The 18,295-nt window shown below is 40.4% G+C and carries 11 protein-coding genes, 1 tRNA gene and 1 pseudogene (1 of these 13 cut by a window edge); 5 read left to right on the top strand and 8 right to left on the bottom strand.

Annotated elements, in window-relative coordinates:
* Positions 1–1,005: the 3' portion of a hypothetical protein gene (locus LEP1GSC190_RS04420; protein WP_002745534.1), read on the top strand. Its footprint begins 963 nt before the window's first position; only the last 1,005 of its 1,968 coding nucleotides appear in the window; its start codon lies off the left edge, out of view; the stop codon is at positions 1,003–1,005.
* Between the two features lie 323 nt (positions 1,006–1,328).
* Here the strand turns inward: LEP1GSC190_RS04420 and LEP1GSC190_RS20700 are convergent.
* The 6 genes and pseudogenes from LEP1GSC190_RS20700 to LEP1GSC190_RS04395 form a co-directional block, all read right to left on the bottom strand.
* Positions 1,329–1,425: pseudogene (locus tag LEP1GSC190_RS20700) on the bottom strand (histidine kinase); the annotation flags it as partial.
* A gap of 197 nt (positions 1,426–1,622) precedes the next feature.
* The gene (locus LEP1GSC190_RS04415) at positions 1,623–2,717 is read right to left on the bottom strand and encodes an IS110 family RNA-guided transposase (RefSeq protein WP_002744987.1); all 1,095 of its coding nucleotides are present in this window, start codon (positions 2,715–2,717) and stop codon (positions 1,623–1,625) included.
* Between the two features lie 316 nt (positions 2,718–3,033).
* Positions 3,034–3,438 (bottom strand): hypothetical protein, encoded by a 405-nt coding sequence (locus LEP1GSC190_RS04410; protein ID WP_002745562.1) that lies wholly within the window; start codon positions 3,436–3,438, stop codon positions 3,034–3,036.
* Positions 3,408–5,609 carry an LIC_12586 family protein gene (locus LEP1GSC190_RS04405; RefSeq protein ID WP_002745399.1) on the bottom strand — a complete coding sequence of 734 codons (2,202 nt, stop codon included), beginning with the start codon at positions 5,607–5,609 and terminating at the stop codon, positions 3,408–3,410. Before LEP1GSC190_RS04405 ends, LEP1GSC190_RS04410 begins: the two co-directional genes overlap by 31 nt.
* Before the next feature lie 26 nt (positions 5,610–5,635).
* Entirely contained in the window at positions 5,636–6,286 is a 651-nt protein-coding gene (locus LEP1GSC190_RS04400) for a tetratricopeptide repeat protein (protein WP_036035792.1), read from the bottom strand.
* Between the two features lie 2 nt (positions 6,287–6,288).
* Positions 6,289–8,313: an ATP-dependent helicase gene (locus tag LEP1GSC190_RS04395; protein WP_002745641.1), complete on the bottom strand. Its 2,025-nt coding sequence runs from the start codon at positions 8,311–8,313 to the stop codon at positions 6,289–6,291.
* A 558-nt stretch (positions 8,314–8,871) separates the two neighbouring features.
* Here LEP1GSC190_RS04395 and LEP1GSC190_RS04390 point away from each other — a divergent pair.
* The 3 genes from LEP1GSC190_RS04390 (at position 8,872) to LEP1GSC190_RS04375 (ending at position 13,783) form a co-directional block, all read left to right on the top strand.
* Complete coding sequence (locus LEP1GSC190_RS04390; RefSeq protein ID WP_002745479.1) at positions 8,872–9,450, top strand: NUDIX hydrolase; 579 nt, start codon at positions 8,872–8,874, stop codon at positions 9,448–9,450.
* Between the two features lies 1 nt (position 9,451).
* Positions 9,452–10,708 (top strand): MFS transporter, encoded by a 1,257-nt coding sequence (locus tag LEP1GSC190_RS04385; RefSeq protein ID WP_002745549.1) that lies wholly within the window; start codon positions 9,452–9,454, stop codon positions 10,706–10,708.
* A gap of 459 nt (positions 10,709–11,167) precedes the next feature.
* Positions 11,168–13,783: a M1 family aminopeptidase gene (locus tag LEP1GSC190_RS04375; RefSeq protein ID WP_002745555.1), complete on the top strand. Its 2,616-nt coding sequence runs from the start codon at positions 11,168–11,170 to the stop codon at positions 13,781–13,783.
* A gap of 84 nt (positions 13,784–13,867) precedes the next feature.
* On the opposite strand, the gene LEP1GSC190_RS04370 is transcribed toward LEP1GSC190_RS04375, so the two are convergent.
* Together LEP1GSC190_RS04370 and LEP1GSC190_RS04365 are read right to left on the bottom strand one after the other, a co-directional pair.
* Positions 13,868–13,949 (bottom strand) — tRNA-Leu (locus LEP1GSC190_RS04370).
* 191 nt (positions 13,950–14,140) lie between these two features.
* Positions 14,141–16,216: a thioredoxin domain-containing protein gene (locus tag LEP1GSC190_RS04365; protein ID WP_002745539.1), complete on the bottom strand. Its 2,076-nt coding sequence runs from the start codon at positions 16,214–16,216 to the stop codon at positions 14,141–14,143.
* A 90-nt stretch (positions 16,217–16,306) separates the two neighbouring features.
* On the opposite strand from LEP1GSC190_RS04365, the gene LEP1GSC190_RS04360 reads away from it, so the two are divergent.
* The gene (locus LEP1GSC190_RS04360) at positions 16,307–17,977 is read left to right on the top strand and encodes a TolC family protein (protein WP_002745621.1); all 1,671 of its coding nucleotides are present in this window, start codon (positions 16,307–16,309) and stop codon (positions 17,975–17,977) included.
* Positions 17,978–18,295: the final 318 nt, after the last annotated feature.

Raw genomic sequence — 18,295 nt, 5'->3', positions numbered from 1 at the left:
TTCAATCTTTTTCTCTACAAAAAAAAGGAGGAATGGAAACGGATTACCCCCTCTTCGATTCGGGTAGTTTATCTGTATGCAATCGCTCCATCCTTGGTTTGGATTTTCGCCAACCCGGATAGAGTGATGAGTCTTATCAACGCACAGATGATCGTAAACGAATACGTGAAAAGTTTTACCTTCGCTTTATTCTCATCCCCGACGACTACGAGCCCAGTCAGCCACGTGTTTCAAGAACCTTGGATCTTTCGGTTCTTTTTTGTCGGGGTCATCGTTCTAATTTTCTCATTCTTCAGAAAAAGAATCAAGGCGGCCCCTGTTTCCTCGATCGCACAAACTCTCAAAGATCCGTTAGTTGCAGTGACAAGCATTCTATTTTTGCAGTACATTATCATCGACCTGACCACGGGCAACAAACAGTTACGACATGTGTTTCCTCCTTTGCCCGTTCTGTTTATGATTTTTTCCCTTTGGATCTTCCGTTTTATCGAAGACTCACTCAAATACGTTAGATACACCGCGATAGGATTTGGACTTTTCGTCTTTATATGGAGCGGAAGTCTTTATGTAAGGGAAGGAGGACTTTTAAGAGATAGCTTTGAAAAGGTTCAATACTTCTGCTTGAAGGGTTTTCAAACCGACCTATTTCAACCTGCAAGGGATTTAGCGGCTAAGATTTCTCCAGAGGGAAAATACATCGTGTTTAACGGATTTCATGAAGATTTCAATTTCGATAAAAAAGGAAGACTGATCGCTTCCGAAATCGACCTTCTCATGAGAATGAAAACTTTCATAAAAGGAAAATATCGAAACGACTCCAGACACAAATGGAAATCTTGGGACGAATTTTCATCCGCTCTTATTATCTCTCCTATCTGCGGTCAAAAAGAAATAATGAACAAGTTTGCAATTCGTTCCGCGGCGGTTGGGAAAAATACAACTTTCAAAAAAGAATACAAACACCCTTCCGGAAATTTTTGTCTAAGAGAGTATTCGATTCAGTAACAAAAACTAAGGCAGTTGTTTGGCCATCCCTACTATACGTTCGTATTTTTTTATATACTCAAATTCATCCGTTAAACTTCTACAACCAAATCGATATTGCAAAAGAAACCGGTCGATATTGGTTTTTCCTTTTTATCTGCGGTATATCAACCGTTTTACGATTTTTAAAAGCCTATCTTAAAAATCTCGGATATAGAGCCTCGACAAGAACTTAACAGTTATAAAATATGCTTGAACGCTCGTAAACTACCAAAGAAGCATAACTTGTGGGAACTTCTATATTTTATTACGAACTCACTGAATTATTGTAACTAAGGTTTTTAAGACAGGCTCTGATATGGCGCCCCCATCCGGAGCCGTAAATATTTTTTCGCATTTTTTTTTAATCACCCAATAATTTAACTCGTTAGAGAAAAGCATTCGCGACGATTGATCAGACTGATATTCGCGGGTTGGATACCGCAGGATAATCTATACATCGGGAGCTGTTCTTAGTCTTAAAACGAAGGTCAAATTTGAAATTCAAATTTGCTTCAACACTGAGCCAACAAGTATTCCTCCTTTATCGTACATCTTCTCTAACGAATTCAATTATTGGATGAAACATTACTCTAACTCTATGCAACCAGATTCATCGCCGCCCAAAGAAATCCGGATAACTCTCTTGAAACTGCCGTTATCATTACCTGAGGAGTTTTTCCTCTTTGCTGTAGATTACGAAACTTCTTGTGTAATCTGAGAGATGCTTTTTCCGCCAAAGCAACAACTAACGCAGGTTGTCCCGATCTACGTGCGGTTACAATCTTACTTCCCGTTCCAGGGAAACGATGTTGCCAAGCTGCTTCTGTCAAAATCCTTCGAAGTCTGGGACTTCCAGTTTTTGTTATCCCTGTTTGTTTTCTTTTGGAACCGCTGGAATATTCTCCCGGAACAAGTCCTAAAAAACTCATGAACGAACCGGCTGTTTTGAATCGTTTGAAGTCACAAACCTCACAAAGTAAAAACATTGCGGTTAGATAATCCACTCCTCGGAAACATCTTAATATTCCCACTTTCTCTCGATACGGTTCACTTTCCGCTATCTCTTGTATTCTCTTATCCATCGCTTTTAAATTCTCTTCTTGAACTCTTACCCGACTATAATAGTCGTTAAATGTCTCTTGAAGGATCTCATTGTTAAACTGTAGATTGTTCAACCATTTGTTATGACTGACTGTCCAATACTTTGTTGCTGAGTAAGTTATACCCTTTCTTAATAAGAATTTCATCAACCTCTGACGATTCCTTCCTAAATCCAAACGAAGGCTGTCACGGGATCTCAAATAATCCCTTACCGCTTCGTCCTCTTCACTCGGTACATGAATCGATTCTAATTCTCCACTTCGTAATAATTTTGCTAATTTGATCGCATCTCTTTTATCGGTTTTGATCTTATCCGAACTTTGTCTTGGTATCTTTCCGGGTGCTACAAGGATACAATTCACTCCCAAAGACTTTAGATATCTGTAAAGTGGATAACCGGTTACTCCCGCCTCGTAACAACTATGTATCTCGTTCCATTCTGATTTTAGTTTATTGACGAACTTTTTGATCTGAACCTCATTATGTTTTATCTGCTGTTCTTTTACTATTTCCTTTGTATTGTTCGTTAAACACGCAATTCTAATCGTTTCTTTGTGGACATCCATTCCTACATATATTTTTCTTTTCATTACGTTCCTTCTGTTGGTTTTCTTGTTTTGTGGTATATGCTTGCATCTAACCCACGGTTTTCAAGCCCAGAAGGGGCGCCATTTTGTCTTAGAGATTGTTTCAAAACCTGAAGAAAATTGGTTTTGATTATTCGACACATTGATAATACAACGCAGTAGTCCCCCTCCCGCACATTAAATCTCTTGGATAATTTATAGGTGTTTGAACATATTAAAAATCGTACGAGTTCCGACATTTCAAATTTTTTGGACGGTATCTTAATCAATTCTGATTTTTAATTTTATAAGAGCTTCTTTAGATATCAACTAACGTAAGTCAGTTTCCATCCGAAACCCTCTTTAAGACGACAAGGTCATCCCCCCAAAGACCCTGCCAAGCGCCTGCTTTCAATTCGCGAAACAAAAAATAACCGCTGGGAGTTTCTTCGCCTTTTTTTCTAAGCTGAAGACCTTCCGCATCTTCTGAAATGTATAATTTCGTTTCGGAGCTTTCTTCCAAAAGAATCGCCTCTCTTTCACTGATAAACCGGATATGAATCGTCGGAACAACCGGTGAAATTCTCCAGGTTCCAATAAGATCGATTTTTGTTTTCGAACCTGTACCGACTGGAACTTGGGAATCACCGAAAATAAAAAGATAAACACACCAAACGATTAAAACCGTTAAAAGAACTCCGGCCGTAATCAGAATTATCTGTCTCCGATCGATTCCAGTTTGCATTCGCCGGACTCCTCCTTAAACCTTCTACTGATAAAGGTATCGTTCAACTTCCCGTTCGCACTGATTCGAATCCGATTGTTTTCTACGGCTCCGTAACCGGTAAGATCTACGGTCTCATTTTTCCAAAAGACATTTCTATAATAAGACAATGTCGGTAAAAGATTGTGTTCGTATCCGAAATCAAAAGGTTCTCTAAGATTTAAAGGAAGAGATCTTTTATCTTGAAAACGGGAACGATTAAAACGCACGTTGTGCTGAACATTTAAAGAATTATGGAGCGCTAAAAAATCGTCTCCAAAAAGACGAATCGTGGTATCCGAAGTAATCGTTTCGGGAACAATCCAAGATCCGCAGAAACCATTTATAGGTTCTTCCCAAGGCATTTCAGTAACTTTCACTTTTAGATCCATATACGGATTGTCTTGCCCGAAAGTGAAGTTTGCAAACGCTTCCACGAATTGACTCTCATCTCGAAAACCTTTCATATCCAATTTGGAAAAGAATGGAACCACTCTTCCATCTAAAGTCACTCTTCCGAGATTTTTTTCTTTAAACCGAAACGATTTTAATTTCCAATGTAGAGTAAACGTCAAATATTCCATTAAATACTTGTAAAATGGAGTTCTCGTCCAACGGATTTCAGGAATCAATTTTTCCTGCCGGGTTTTGATATCGGTTCGGATCCAATTCCTCCAAGAATGATAAACCGGTAGAAAATCCCTTACTGAAACCCGATCCAATTCTAGATCCCATTTCCAATCGTTGTACAAAGGATAAAAAAACGCTCCGTTGGCTCTTGGAGATTTCTTCCAACCGGTCTTGCCGGTAATCCGAGTTACAATCGATTCTTGAAAAAGAGAACCTTTCGCATTAAAATTCAAAAAATTTCCGGGTGTGATATCAAGATTAGCCTGATCCAAATGAAAGTCGAAGAAAGGATCCTTCCAATGAAAACCAAGAACATTTAGAAATACGTTGCTCTTGATCCAATCTCCGTAATTACCGGATTCCTCCCATTTTCCCTTCAGACTCAATTGCCCTTCCAGAATTTCCAGATCGCCGGGAAACTGAAAGATGGACTTTAATTCTCGAATGTTTTTCCAATCCGCAAAAATCTCCCAAGTCGCAAGTTTCTTGGAATTCACATTGTATGTTAAACGAAATAGATTTTCCTCTTTTGAGAAGGTATGAATCTGTTTCTCACCGGTTTCGTCTAATGTTAAATCCATTTCATGAACGAGATCTGCGTCTTTAAGATCCGGAATTTTCAAACCCAAAGGTAGATCTTGAAGAATTTTTCCGGATACGTTCGTAAAACGGTTTTTTCCTTTTACGGAAACTTTTTTTCCGTTCAAAAGGATTTCGTATTCCCCTGAAATTTTACCAGAACCGGGAGCGATTTTTCCGAATAAGGAATAGATTCCCCGCACTTTCTCCGCTCTAACATTCTGAAAACGGAATATACTTATGGATTCCTCCGAATTAAATTTGGTTTCGAAAGTTCCTTGAATGAACCTGGAATACGGAAAAGGAAATAAGGAATCTCCGACCGCAACAATTACACCTTCGGGTCGTTTGGTGATGATAATGTCGACTCCCTTAAGGGCATTGAGAACCTCTTCTCCACCCCGAAAAACAGTAACCGTAGTGTTCATCAAACGGATTTCGGGAATATTGATCTTCTGAATGTAAGAAATAAGCTCGCCAGAAATCTGATCCTCTAGATCGATATTGATCGAAGAATCTTTTACGATAATTCCACGAACAAAAGGATGTCCCTTCCAGAGCCCGCCGAGCTGGAATCGGATTTTATTTGTTCGAAAGAGAATATGATTGAGTGCAAAGTCCTCATCGGAAGAAATCCGAAAATCCTCGAATACAACCGCGTTCGGAAAATCATATTCTACAACTCCGAGAGTCACCGCACGTCCGAGTTCTTTATTGATAAAATTTCTGGAAAGTTCCTTTAAACCTCGAAGATCCAAAAGATAATTCCGCACGTAATAACCGACGGATTCCACCACGATTGCATGGATCAAAATCGCCAAAAGAAGCAAGATCAATGCGATTTTTGTTTTTCGATTTCTTTTTAAAAAAAGGAAAAAGGATCCGAAAAAACGACCAAGATCGCCGGAAGTAAAAACGCCGAGCTTTTGTCGGACTCGGCGCAATTGATCGAATGTTCGATTGTGAGAAGTTATCTTGGAAGAACCTGAGAGAGTTGGTCTTGGATTTCTTTCAAAATCGGGCTTTCCGGAAATTTCTGAAGTCCCTCTTCCAGAACCATCTGACATCTTTTGAATTCCTTAATTCGCATAAAACTGTTGGCAACAGTTTCATAAAATAGAATATCCTTTTCAAAGTCTTTCTCTCTAGAAGCACGTCCTAAAATACCAAGTGCGAGACCATATTTCTCCTCTTGATAAAGAGCTTTTGCGTACATCTTCTTGCGAATTGTGGATTCGTAATTTTTATCGACGGACTCAGACTTTCTAAAATGAACGATTGCATTTTCGGTATCGTTGATCCCCAGATATGCAGTCCCTAAGTAGTGATCCAAGTGCTCTACGTCTTTTCCTTCTTTAGAATTTTGGATTTCCTTTAAAACGATGGTCGCTTCCTTATAAGCTTCAATTTGAAGCAGTAATTTCGCTTTTTCCATGAGTAAGGAAGAACGTTTTTTCTCATCCAAAGGAGAAGAGGAAAGTTGAAAATCGATTCCTTGAATTTTAGAACGGATCGCGGATTCCTGAGAAGGATCGGAATCCACGGATTTCTGACCGCTTATGCAGGCAGATAAAAGAAGGAAATTTATTGCTAAAGTAATTATTTTTATATTAAACGTCATGTCTAAGATCCAGTTTTCAATTTCTCAAGCTCGGCGAAGAAATCTTCAGTCTCTTGCTGTCGAACCTCGTCGTTAGAAACCCAATCCATAGTCTCCGGATCAATTTCCGCGAGGAATCGAGAAGCCTGGGTAGTCGTTTGCTCCCCAAATTTGCGTCGATTTGCGGCCCCTGTCAAGCATAAATGCTTCCTTGCGCGAGTCATAGCCACGTAGAGTAGACGCCTTTCCTCATCCACCGAAGATTCCTCCGTCAATACTCTGGAGTTAGGAAGAATTCCCTCTTCCATACCTGGGACATAAACCGATTCGAATTCCAGACCTTTCGATTGATGGATCGTGAGAAGTTGTATCCGATTGTCCTTCTTATCCTCATCGGAAGGACTCTCATCTTCCATGAGTAAATTCAGTCGGTTAATAAAATCGAACAGCGTCGGCTTTTCGGAAGAATCGTGATTCTCTTCGAAATAAGACATCATATTTACGAGTTCAGAAAGATTGAAAGACCGAGCCTTGGCGACCTTCTCGTCCTTTTCTTCGAGTAGAATTTCTTTTTCAATCCCTACTTCCTGAATGAACTCCCGGAATGCGAAATACATCTTAGGCGCCGTGGAAAATTTCTTTTTTGTCCTTTCAATGAGGTTTACAAAATTGTAAATTTCGGACTGAATCTTTTTTTGCAGACTCGGAATAAAATCGGGAGACTCACAAATTCGGAATAAAATCTCATATAAGGATTCCCCCATTTGGGAAGCCTTCTCGTGGATCAAAGAAACACTTCCCGGTCCGATTCCTCGTTTCGGATAATTCAAAATTCGGAGTAAAGAAGCGTTGTCCCTCGTATTCGCAATCAGCCGGATATAAGAGATCATATCCCGAACTTCCTTTCGATCGAAAAAGTTATATCCTCCCACAAGTTTATAAGGAATGGATCTACTTCTTAATTCTTCCTCAAAAGGTCGCGTTTGAAAATTGGTCCTGAATAAAATTGCAATCTGACTTCCAACTCTCGCATCCTTGATGACTTCCTCCCGAATACAATCCACAACGTAAGCTGCCTCGTCCTTTTCGTCCATTCTTTCCAAGTAACGGATCTTTTTTCCTCCGGGAATGGAAGAAAACAATTCTTTCGACCTTCGGGAAAGATTCTTTTTGATAAGCGAATTGGCTCCCTGAATGATCACTGAAGTCGATCTATAATTTTCCAATAGACGCACAACGTTAGCTTCGGGAAAATCTTTCTCAAAATTCAAGATAAGGCTGAGATCCGATCCCCGAAATGCGTAGATGGATTGATCGTCGTCTCCGACCACGCAAAGATTCCGATTATCTCCCATGAGAGCTCTTAAGAACACATATTGTGTTTGGTTCGTGTCTTGAAACTCATCCACCATGAAGTATTGAAACTTCTTATGGTATTCTTCACGGACTTCCGCAAAATCCTTAAGCAATATTCCCGGCAAAAGGATAAGGTCGTCGAAATCGAGCGAGTTCTGCTCCTTGAGCGTAACCTGATAACTGTCGTAAATCAGGTTAGCGATCTGATCGGATTCCAAAAGCGAAGAATCCAGATATTCTCTATACGTAGGACCCGAGTTTTTGATTCGAGATATCTTACCGAGAATTTCGGAAACTTTCGCTTTTTTTAGTTCGACTTTATTAGAAATCAATAATGTAGTTAAAAACCCTTCCTGATCGTTCTGATTCATCAATAGAAAAGGTTGTTTGTATCCCAATAATCCGATATGTTTCTTGAGCATATTCAAGCCCAGAGAATGAAACGTAGATAAAACAATCCCCTTGAGCTTTTGTTTCGGAATCATCTTTCGAACCCGTTCTTCCATTTCCCTGGCACTCTTATTCGTAAAAGAAAGGGCTACAATTTTACCTGCGGAAACCCCTACGTTTTCGATTAAATGCGCAATCCGATTCGAGATGACTCGAGTTTTCCCGGAACCAGCGCCAGCAAAAATGAGGATCGGTCCGTTTACGTGACAAACTGCTTTTTCCTGTTCAGGGCTTAGTTTCATGAGACATGTGACATAATTAGGGTAGGAAAGATTCTGTCAATCTTGTACGTCCGGAAATCCTCTCAAACCGCAACACAAAATACAATCCGTGTTCCTTGGATGCTCCCGTATCGCTCTGTATTTTGCTTTTGAGCACTGCTCTCGCTTTTTTTTAGTTCCCGAAAATGTGAGAACCTGATTTTTAGAAAAGATTCTTCAAATTCAAGAATTGGGAACTCATTCTTGAAGATTTAGAAACGCTTTTTCTAAGCCCCGAACGACCGATCTTTTAGCTTGCAATGAGGTTTTCAGTTTGCTGGAATTCTCTCTTGGAGAAAAAAACTACTTTGAAAGAATGGAATCTTTCCACGATGACTTAAAGAATAACCGAAATTTCGACGTCTTGCGTGATAGAAATTAGTCTCACCGGTATCGGAATTTCTGAAATAACCCAATGCCCCACCCTCTAAAAATCACTCTCGACAAAACTTTCTCTACTGAAAAAACCGAATCATGCAATCCCGTTCGAGTGCTACGACCGGACAATCATCAACCTATCCTTTTAAAAAAGGAGATCCAATGAAATCTTTTTATCCGGAAGAATACGATCCTCATTCGAATCTTTGGTCCAAAAGGGATCGAAGAGATCTAATCGCCACACCAATTTTCAACCTTGTCTCCTGGCATACCACCTCTCCCGACAAAAAAATTTCCAAAGACTTTTTTCATCTGGAATCCTTGGATTGGGTGAACGTAATCGCAACCACTCCGGAAAACAAGATTCTTCTTATCGATCAATACAGACATGGAATTCACCGTTTCAGCCTGGAGATTCCCGGAGGAATCGCAGAGAAAAAAACTCTTCTCGAATCCGCACAAGCCGAACTCGTGGAAGAAACAGGTTACGTGTCACAAGACTGGGAATATCTAGGTAAGGTCACGGGAAACCCTGCGATCCTAAACAACTGGTGTCATACTTTCATTGCCAGAAACGTTCGTAAGCTTTACGACCAGGATCTGGACGACAGCGAACAAATTGAAATTTTTGAAACCCCCATCCGGAACGTTCCCCGATTGATCGCCGATAACATTCTACATCACGGAATGATGGTCGCCGCTCTCGGAATGTATTTTATCAAAAACCCAATCCAGAACTAGAATGACTCAAGCCAAAACAAAACACGATCCTTTTCAAGCCTTGAAAATTTCCGATTACCGTTTCTTCCTTTTCGGTAAGTTTATGGTGACTCTTTCCATCAGCATCCAAACCACCGTCGTTGGTTGGCAAATGTATCATCTCACCGGAAGCAATTTGCACGTCGGTTTTATCGGTCTCGCGGAGGCGATTCCTTCCATCACGATGGCCTTGTTTTCCGGTCTTGTGATCGATTCCTTTCCGAGAAAAAGAATCGTCACGTCCGCTCTGGGTCTTTTATCAATCTGTTCGCTACTTCTACTAGCATTAGTATTCCCTAATATGTCTTGGATTCTTCGAGAATCCGGCGTATATCCGATTTACGGCGTGATCTTTCTTTCCGGAATCGCGAGAGGTTTTTTAAATCCGGCGACCGCCGCATTCCAAACCCAGCTCGTGGATAAGGAAACATTTCCAAACGCCGCGACCTGGAGTGGAATCGCCTGGCAGACCTCCTTGGTCCTCGGCCCCCTTATGGGAGGAATGTTGATCGTCCTTGGTCTTTACTTTGCATATTCGGTAGACCTTATTTTGATGAGTTTCGGTTTGATTTTGATGTTACTTGTAAAAGGAAAACCCGTTCCTGAAAAACCGGAATCAAGCGAAAACATCTGGGAAAGTTTAAGTTCCGGTTGGAAATTCGTTTCCACACACCAGATCATCCTCGGTGCAATCTCTTTGGATTTGTTTGCGGTCCTTTTCGGAGGAGCGGTTGCGCTTCTCCCTTCTTTTACGGAAAAAATTCTGGGACAAAGCCCCGAGATTTTCGGAATTCTTCGTTCGGCCCAAGGAGTCGGAGCTGTTTTATGTGCCTTTTTTATCGCCGCGAGGCCGCCTAAAAAACATTCCGGTTGGATCCTTCTGTCTTGTGTGTTTGGCTTCGGGATTTGTATCATTTTTTTCGGGCTTTCCAACGATTATAGAATTTCGTTTTTCTGTCTTGCAGCCGCAGGTGCGTTCGACATGGTCAGCGTAGTGATTCGTCACACAATTGTTCAGATGCACACTCCGGATCATATGAGAGGGAGAGTTTCCGCAGTAAATTATATCTTTATCGGTTCTTCGAACGAAATCGGAGAATTCGAATCAGGTGTTACCGCGGAATGGCTCGGAATCCGAAGATCAATCGTCGTAGGTGGAATTCTGACTCTCTTAACCGTGGGATTTGTAGGAACAATCGCTCCCCGGCTTCGAAAAATGCAGTTGAAGGATATTCTTTAAAGACCTAATATTAAAATCGGACAACCCAACAAACACAAACAACGGTTAGATGAAAGTTTTGTAAAAATTTTTATAAGTGGCTTTTCATTTGTAGACCCATGGTTCTTGTGACAGGAGAATTTGTCCGGAGATTTCATTCCGTAATAAAATTTACAGGGAGATGCCCACAGTTTTCGGAGAAAAACCCTTAAGAGGATCGTCATGGTCCCACTCTTTTGAAAGTAAAAATAAAAAAACGTTCAACAAAAAGTGTTTCATCGAGTTTAAAGAAGTTCGCCCGAGTCCACACTTAGAGTTTCTTTGCTTTACAAAGAGTCGTCCCATCGACTATGGTTATTTCATTCTCCGAATTCAAGCGCAACATTTTCTGCGGACCGCGTTGCAGCTGTTACAGAACGAGACCCAGAAACTAATTATATTTTAGAATATTCCTATTTTTGAATATTAAAGAAGGAACCGATGGATGCTCCCAATTTACTTACCCAAGCAGAAGCCGTCAAGAGGGCAGAGCTGATCGACCAGGTCAGTTACGAAATTCATTTAGACCTCGAAGCAGGTTCTTCCACATATCAGGGAGAAACTAAAATTTCATTTTTTTATACCGGAAAGGGGAAAGGAAAACTCAAAATAGACTTTGTCTCGAAGAAGATCGAAGTATTTTTGTTAAACGGAAAAGAATTGAAGGAGTTCTTCAATTACTCGAAAACCGATTCTTTCCTGGATCTTCCGCAAGAATCCTTAAAACCCGGAAAGAATGAAATTAGGATTCGTTATACAAACGACTACAACCACAGCGGTTCAGGATTTCATCAATTCCAAGATCCTTCCGACGGCTCCGAATATCTCCACACGGATTTCGAACCTTTCGAAGCACACCGAATGTTTCCGTGTTTCGATCAGCCCGACTTGAAAGCGACGTATGAGCTTTCCCTCGTCGGACCGAAAGAATGGAAATACGTTCACAACACTCTTCCTTCTAAAGAACAAATCGAAAAAGAAAAAATCGAAATTCGTTTTCAGAAAACCGCTCTGTTTTCCACGTATTTGTTCGCTTTAATCGCCGGTCCTTACGAGGTCTGGGAAGACCATTATAAAAACGTCCCATTAAGAATTCTGTGCAGAAAATCCCTCGCCAAGTATCTAGATGCGAAGAACCTTTTTGCGATCACAAAAGAATCCTTTGGATTTTTAGAATCTTACTTCGATCTTCCGTATCCGTACGGAAAATACGATCAGATTTTTGTTCCGGAGTTTAACATGGGCGCTATGGAAAACGTGGGAGCCGTTACCTTTTCGGAACATTACATTTTTAGAAGTCCCCGTATTTATTCCGAATATCTCGGAAGAGCCAATACAATCTATCACGAGATGGTTCATATGTGGTTTGGCAATTTGGTTACGATGAAATGGTGGAACGACCTTTGGTTAAACGAAAGTTTTGCCGATTATCTTTCCTATTACGCAATGTCTCACGGAAAATTATTTCCGGACGCTCTCGAACACTTTTATGTTCGAGAAGAATGGGCTTACAGAGAAGACCAACTCTCCACGACCCATCCCATAGCGGGAAACGCAGAAAACACGTTAGACGCAATAAGCAACTTTGACGGAATCTCCTATTCCAAAGGGGCTTCTGTACTTCGTCAGCTGATGTATTATATCGGGGAAGACACGTTTCGGAACGCGATGCGAAAATACTTTCGAAAATTCGCGAATTCGAACACAGTTCAAACAGACTTTTTAGATACGATGTCCGAAATTTCCGGAATCGATATCCGTGATTGGAGCAAGGAATGGCTCGATACGACCGGAGTGAACACGCTTCTTCCAGAATGGAGACAGGAACATTTGTTGATCCGACAATTACCCTCAGAAAAAAACGGTCTTTACAGAACACACGCTTTGGAAGTAACAATCTTTACCCTCAAAGGAGAATTTTTCGAAGCTGCCTGGAAAAGTAGGATCGATGTCAAAGGACAAGAAACTATTCTCCCTTATAGCTTGTTTCAAAATGCGGATTTTCATATAAGCAAAAACCCAAAGATGCAAAAATCCGTCGTAAAAACGACAAACCCCGACAAACATATATCTGGATCTTCCGAGATCGTAGTGTTAAATACAAACGACTACGCATATGCAAAGACCTATCTTTCGAAAGACGAAATTCTTCTCTTAAAAACTTCTTTGAATAAACTGAAGGACCGTTTTGCGAGAAGAATTCTCTGGGGCTCTCTGTGGCAGATGACGCGCGACGCGGAAATTTCTCCCAAGGATTTTTTGGAACTTGTGTTTCAACAGGGAATTCACGAAAAAGATCTTTCCGTTCGAAGCAGTCATATCTTGACCAAGGCCTCCTCCATCACCTCGAATTACCTGAAGAAGGAATACAAGGAAGAATGGTCCGCAAAGCTAAACGAACTAGCTAAGAACGGACTTGAAAATCCTTCCATCACGGAAGAGGAAAAAATCGTCTGGTATAGAATACTTGAAAGTACATCCAGAACTCCAAATCAACTTTCTTACTTAAAGGACCTTTTAGACGGAAAGATCATAATCTCCGGGATTAAAATCGACCAAGAAAGAAGATGGAGTATTTTAACGAGGCTTTCCGCATTTGGAGATAAGAACGCGTTAGACCTCATTGCAAAAGAGGAAAAAGCAGACACATCCGATCTTGGGGCGAAAAAAGCATACGGGGCTAGAGTCGCGTATCCCGATCCAAAATCGAAATCTGCCGCTTGGAAAGAATTTACCGATCCTAATACAAAACATTCCACGGATATGCTCCGCTATGGAATGAGGGGTTTTTATTGGGATCATCAGGAAGACATCCTAAAAGATTACGAGAATTTATACTTTGAATCCGTGATCAGAATTTATAAAGACCGCGATTCCCATTTTTCTTCCGCATTTGGAAATCTCTTATTTCCAAGTTTGGAACCGAATCAGACCCTCGTGGACAAAACGAATCGTTTTCTCAAAGAACAAAAAGAGATTCCCGCTCTTCTTAAAAAAGATCTCAAACAACATCGAGATGATTTGGAAAGAACCGTGAAAATTCTCGCCAAACAATGAATCCTTTTTAAATCGGAGAGTTTGTAAAGTTTCGACAAGGTTGAAGCGTATTCTTACAAAACGAAACAATTGAAAAAATAAAATTGCGAGTAGAGGGACTCGAACCCCCACACATTTCTGCACCAGAACCTAAATCTGGCGTGTCTACCAATTTCACCATACTCGCGCGTGGTCCTTCCAATGTTCGTGAATCTTCTTTGGAGTCAAGCGGTTTCGTCGGAAAGCTTTTTCAAAACGAGTCGCTTAGGTTATTCCGATACTTTGAACGTTTGTCAAAATGCCCGAGAGTTGTTGCCGTACATTGCCCGCAATTCGATGATTTCTTTCCAAATTTTTGAGACGATCCTAAATATCCAATCATTCGATCCACTTTTTCAGATCCGCAAGATGACTCACCGGGAGTTTACAGGAAAAATTCTCACAAATATAAACGAGTGCGTTTCCTCCGCTGTCTCTTGAGTCGAACAAAGTTGAAAGTTTTCTCGCCTCTTCCAACTCGTCCTCGTTTATAACAGCAAAAACCGAATCGGGTAAAAATTTGGTTTGAATCTCAGCTAAAAGATCCTTTCCGGAATCCGAATCCTTACGAATCAAAACGATTTCTTTGGAATGATGTCTGTAAGTCCAGTAAGCCGAAAGCAAATGTGGATAACTGAGAGAATTAGTGGATAATTCTTTCGTAAAATACAAAAAGATTGATTCGGCGAATTTACGATAACGAACCGAATCGATTCCGAACAAGGACAGTTTCACCAAAGAATAAGCAAGAGAACTGTTCGCGGAAGGTTCTACACCATCGTAACCGTCCACACTCCTCCGCAAAAGAACTTCGCCGTCGCTTCCTGCATCGAAGAACACACCCGCCGGGGAACGGAACAAACGAATCGCCTCTTCCATCCAAAGAACCGCGTTTTTCAAATAACGAATTCCACGCCCCGCTTCAAACAAAGCGATCGAAGAAGTGATCATCTCCGCGTAATCATTACTATATCCTAATATACCCGATTCTCCGTCCCTAAATCGACGTAACATTCTTCCGCTCGGATCGATCAGATTTCTTTCGATAAAAGAATACGTCTCTTCCGCGAGTCTCAAAAAGTCTTCCCTCTGAAACGCAACACCTGCCTTTGTAAGAGCTTTGATATAAAGTCCGTTCCAAGAAGTAAGAATTTTATCGTCTCGCAGAGGACGAACTCTTTTGTTTCTTCTTTCCAGAAGTTTGGCTCTACCTCTTTCCAAAACAGAATCGATCTGTTTCCATTCTTCTTCGGAAAGTTTTGTAGCTTCGCTACGATAACTTTCATACAGAATATTTTTTCCTTCGAAGTTTCCCTTTTCCGTTACATTCCAAAATTTCTCCAAAATTCGAGAATCCTCTCCGCAAACTTCCCGGAATTCTTCAAGACCCCAGATATAAAAAAGCCCTTCTTTGCCTTCGGAATCTGCATCCTCCGCACTACAGATTCCCCCGTCGACAATTCTCATATCCCGATGCAGATAGGAAATTACATCAAGTGCAAAGGATTTGGCAGAAATTTTTTTAGAAACCTGAGAACATTCCACTAGAGTTTCCAAAAAGAGAGAATTATCATAGAGCATCTTTTCAAAATGCGGAACCATCCAATAAAAATCCGTAGAATAACGACAAAGTCCACCTCCCACCTGATCGTAGATTCCTCCTTGTTTCATTGCAAGGAGCGTATTCTCCACCATCTCCAAAGCCCTTGGATTTCCGGAAGAACGATGATATCGAAGCAAAAACGAAAGTCCCATGCTTGGAGGAAACTTATTGACATGATTGGTTTTAAATCCTCCGAACTCGGCGTCATAATAACTTTCGTAAAGAGAAAATCCAGAATCAAAACAATTCTCCGAGGGTAGACTTCCTTCTTGCTTTTCTATGGTCCGTCTTTCTCCGGAATCTTTCAAATATTGAGATAGTTCGGAAGACGCTGCGATCAATTCCTGTCGTTTCTCATTCCAAACCTTTCTAAGAATATTCAAAACTTCTAAAAAACTTTTTCTTCCATACATGGGTTCGGGAGGAAAATAGGTTCCTCCAGTAATCGGCTTTCCATCCGGAGTCAAAAAAATATTAAGAGGCCAACCACCTTGTTGGTCCATAGCGTGTAACGCATCCATATAAATCCGGTCGATATCGGGTCGTTCTTCACGATCCACTTTGATTGATACAAAATGAGAATTGAGATAATCCGCGACCATTTGGTTCTCAAAGGATTCTTTTTCCATAACATGACACCAGTGGCAGGTCGCATAGCCTATGGATAAAAAAATGAGTTTGTCCTGTTCCTTTGCTTTGGTTAAGGCTTCCTCACCCCATGGAAACCAATCCACCGGATTATACGCATGTTGTTGGAGATAAGGACTTTTTTCTTTTGAAAGTCGATTCGGACTACGGGTGCTGAATTGCATTGAATTACTCTCTTTTAGACTCATAAAATCTATTTTTCGATTTCTAAAAATCTTCCTAATTCCAACCATGTCCATTAAGTGGGCGCTTACATGGAGCACAAAAAAGAAGGTACTTATGGAAAATTTGGAACTTTTCTTATTCTAGGAATCATTTTTTTTACAATAATTCAGCCTACATCTGGAGAAGATATCCTACCTAAGGAAGTCATTGTAGAAGAAAAAGGGAATCCCGGAGACTTCAAAAATGTACTTCGTCTGACTCTGAAAGACGCAGTCAATCATGTGCTCGAAAAGAACATTACGATTCAAAACGCAAAGATGGAGTACGTAAAAGCGGACGGAGGAGAGCTCAAAAACGAATCCCAATTTACTTGGAATCTGATCGGTGGAATCACTATCTTTAAAACAACTCTTCCCAACAATAGAAACAACATCTTTTTAGGAACTAAACAGAGCCAAGATAAGCTCAGCGTAGGTATCGAAAAAAATTTTAAAACAGGAACTTATGTGAAATTGGAAGCGAGCACCACTCGTTTCGATTCAAGCGCCTTCGAAGATCCTCGTACAACTCCTTCAAGCTTAGCTATACTCGCTATTCCCCCACAATATACGAGCGCTTTGACGATCACTCTTAGTCAGGAAATTTTAAAGTACAGCTTCGGAAAAACTCAGAAGGAAAGAGAGGCCATTTTAAGACAAAACACGGTGATCAAAAGAGAAGAGCTGATTTATATTCTTTCCCAACTCGTAGTTCAAACCTTAATTCAATACTGGAGTTTAAACATCTACGATTCGAACGTAAAAACTTTACAAGATCTAGAATCCAACACGAGAAACATACGCGATTTAACCACAAGAAAACGAAATTTAGGTCTTTCCGAAGGTTTTGAAGTCAACCTTTGGAACTCCATTCTTTCTCAAACTGCCGGAAATTTAGAAAAGGCGAAGGTTTCCCGTAAAGAAGCGGAAAGAAATTTGATTCGAATTTTAAACGCCGATCCCTCCTCTAAAATCGAAGGTGTTACCGACCTTCAAGAGAATGTTCCAACGGATTTTAACGTGGAAAAAGATTATATCTACGCTTTAGAACACAGAACCGATCTAAAAAACCTTAAGAAACAAAGGGAAATTGCGGAACTCAATTTGAAAATCAAAGAAGCCGAAGACATGCCTTCTTTGAAACTTTCAGGCGCCTATTCCACTAGAGGGCAAAACATCGTTTCTCCCCAGCAAAATGTCACGGATACAAATCGAGGAATTGCTTCCTTTAAATATCCGGAAGCATATGCGGCTTTTCAGTTTTCTTATCCGCTTTGGGATAAAGGCATCAAAGCAGATATTCGAAATGCGAAGTTGGATGTGGAAAATTTAGAAAAAAAAGAAGCGGAATTGAAACTTTCCATCAAAGAAGAATTAGAAAATCGTTATGCGGCGATCTTAGCAGGAAAAGATATTCTCGAAGGTACTAAAAAAAGAAAGGAAGAAGCCAATAAATTCTATAGAGGTCTTTCAGAACGTTTTCGTCAGGGAAGATTTACTGCAGTCGCAGTAAAAACCGCGTTGGATAACGTTATCCAATCCGAATTACAAGTAACTCAGGCTAAAATTCAACTGAACATAGATATTCTTCGTTACGAACTCGCAAAAAACCATATCTTCGAGAAATTTGGCGTGAACGTTAATGATATCATCGATCGATTGATGAAGATGACGGACACAAAACAAACAGACCTGAATACCGCTGCTTTAGAACAAAAATAGAACCCGGGTCTCAAAAATTTTCTACCTACTACTTAAAATCAAAGTTCAATTCTTCGAATTAAGAGCCTGTCTTAAAAACCTTAGTGACAATGATTCAGTAAGTTCGTAATAAAATATAGAAGTTGCCACCAATTTATGCTCCTTTGGTAATTTACGAGCTTTCGAGTATATTTTATAACTGTTAAGTTTTCGTCGAGGTTCCTATATTCTGAGGTTTTGAGACAGGCTATAAGTTCCATACAAAAGAGCTATTCAACACTTTAAGAAAAATCAGCTACAATCATTCGATAAATTTCGCAATAAAACTTCCCACAAATT

This window comes from Leptospira mayottensis 200901116 (genome assembly GCF_000306675.2).
In the GTDB taxonomy this organism is placed as follows: domain Bacteria; phylum Spirochaetota; class Leptospiria; order Leptospirales; family Leptospiraceae; genus Leptospira; species Leptospira mayottensis.
Note: the sequence above shows the minus strand (reverse complement) of the source record. Positions and strands in the feature narration are given on the sequence as shown.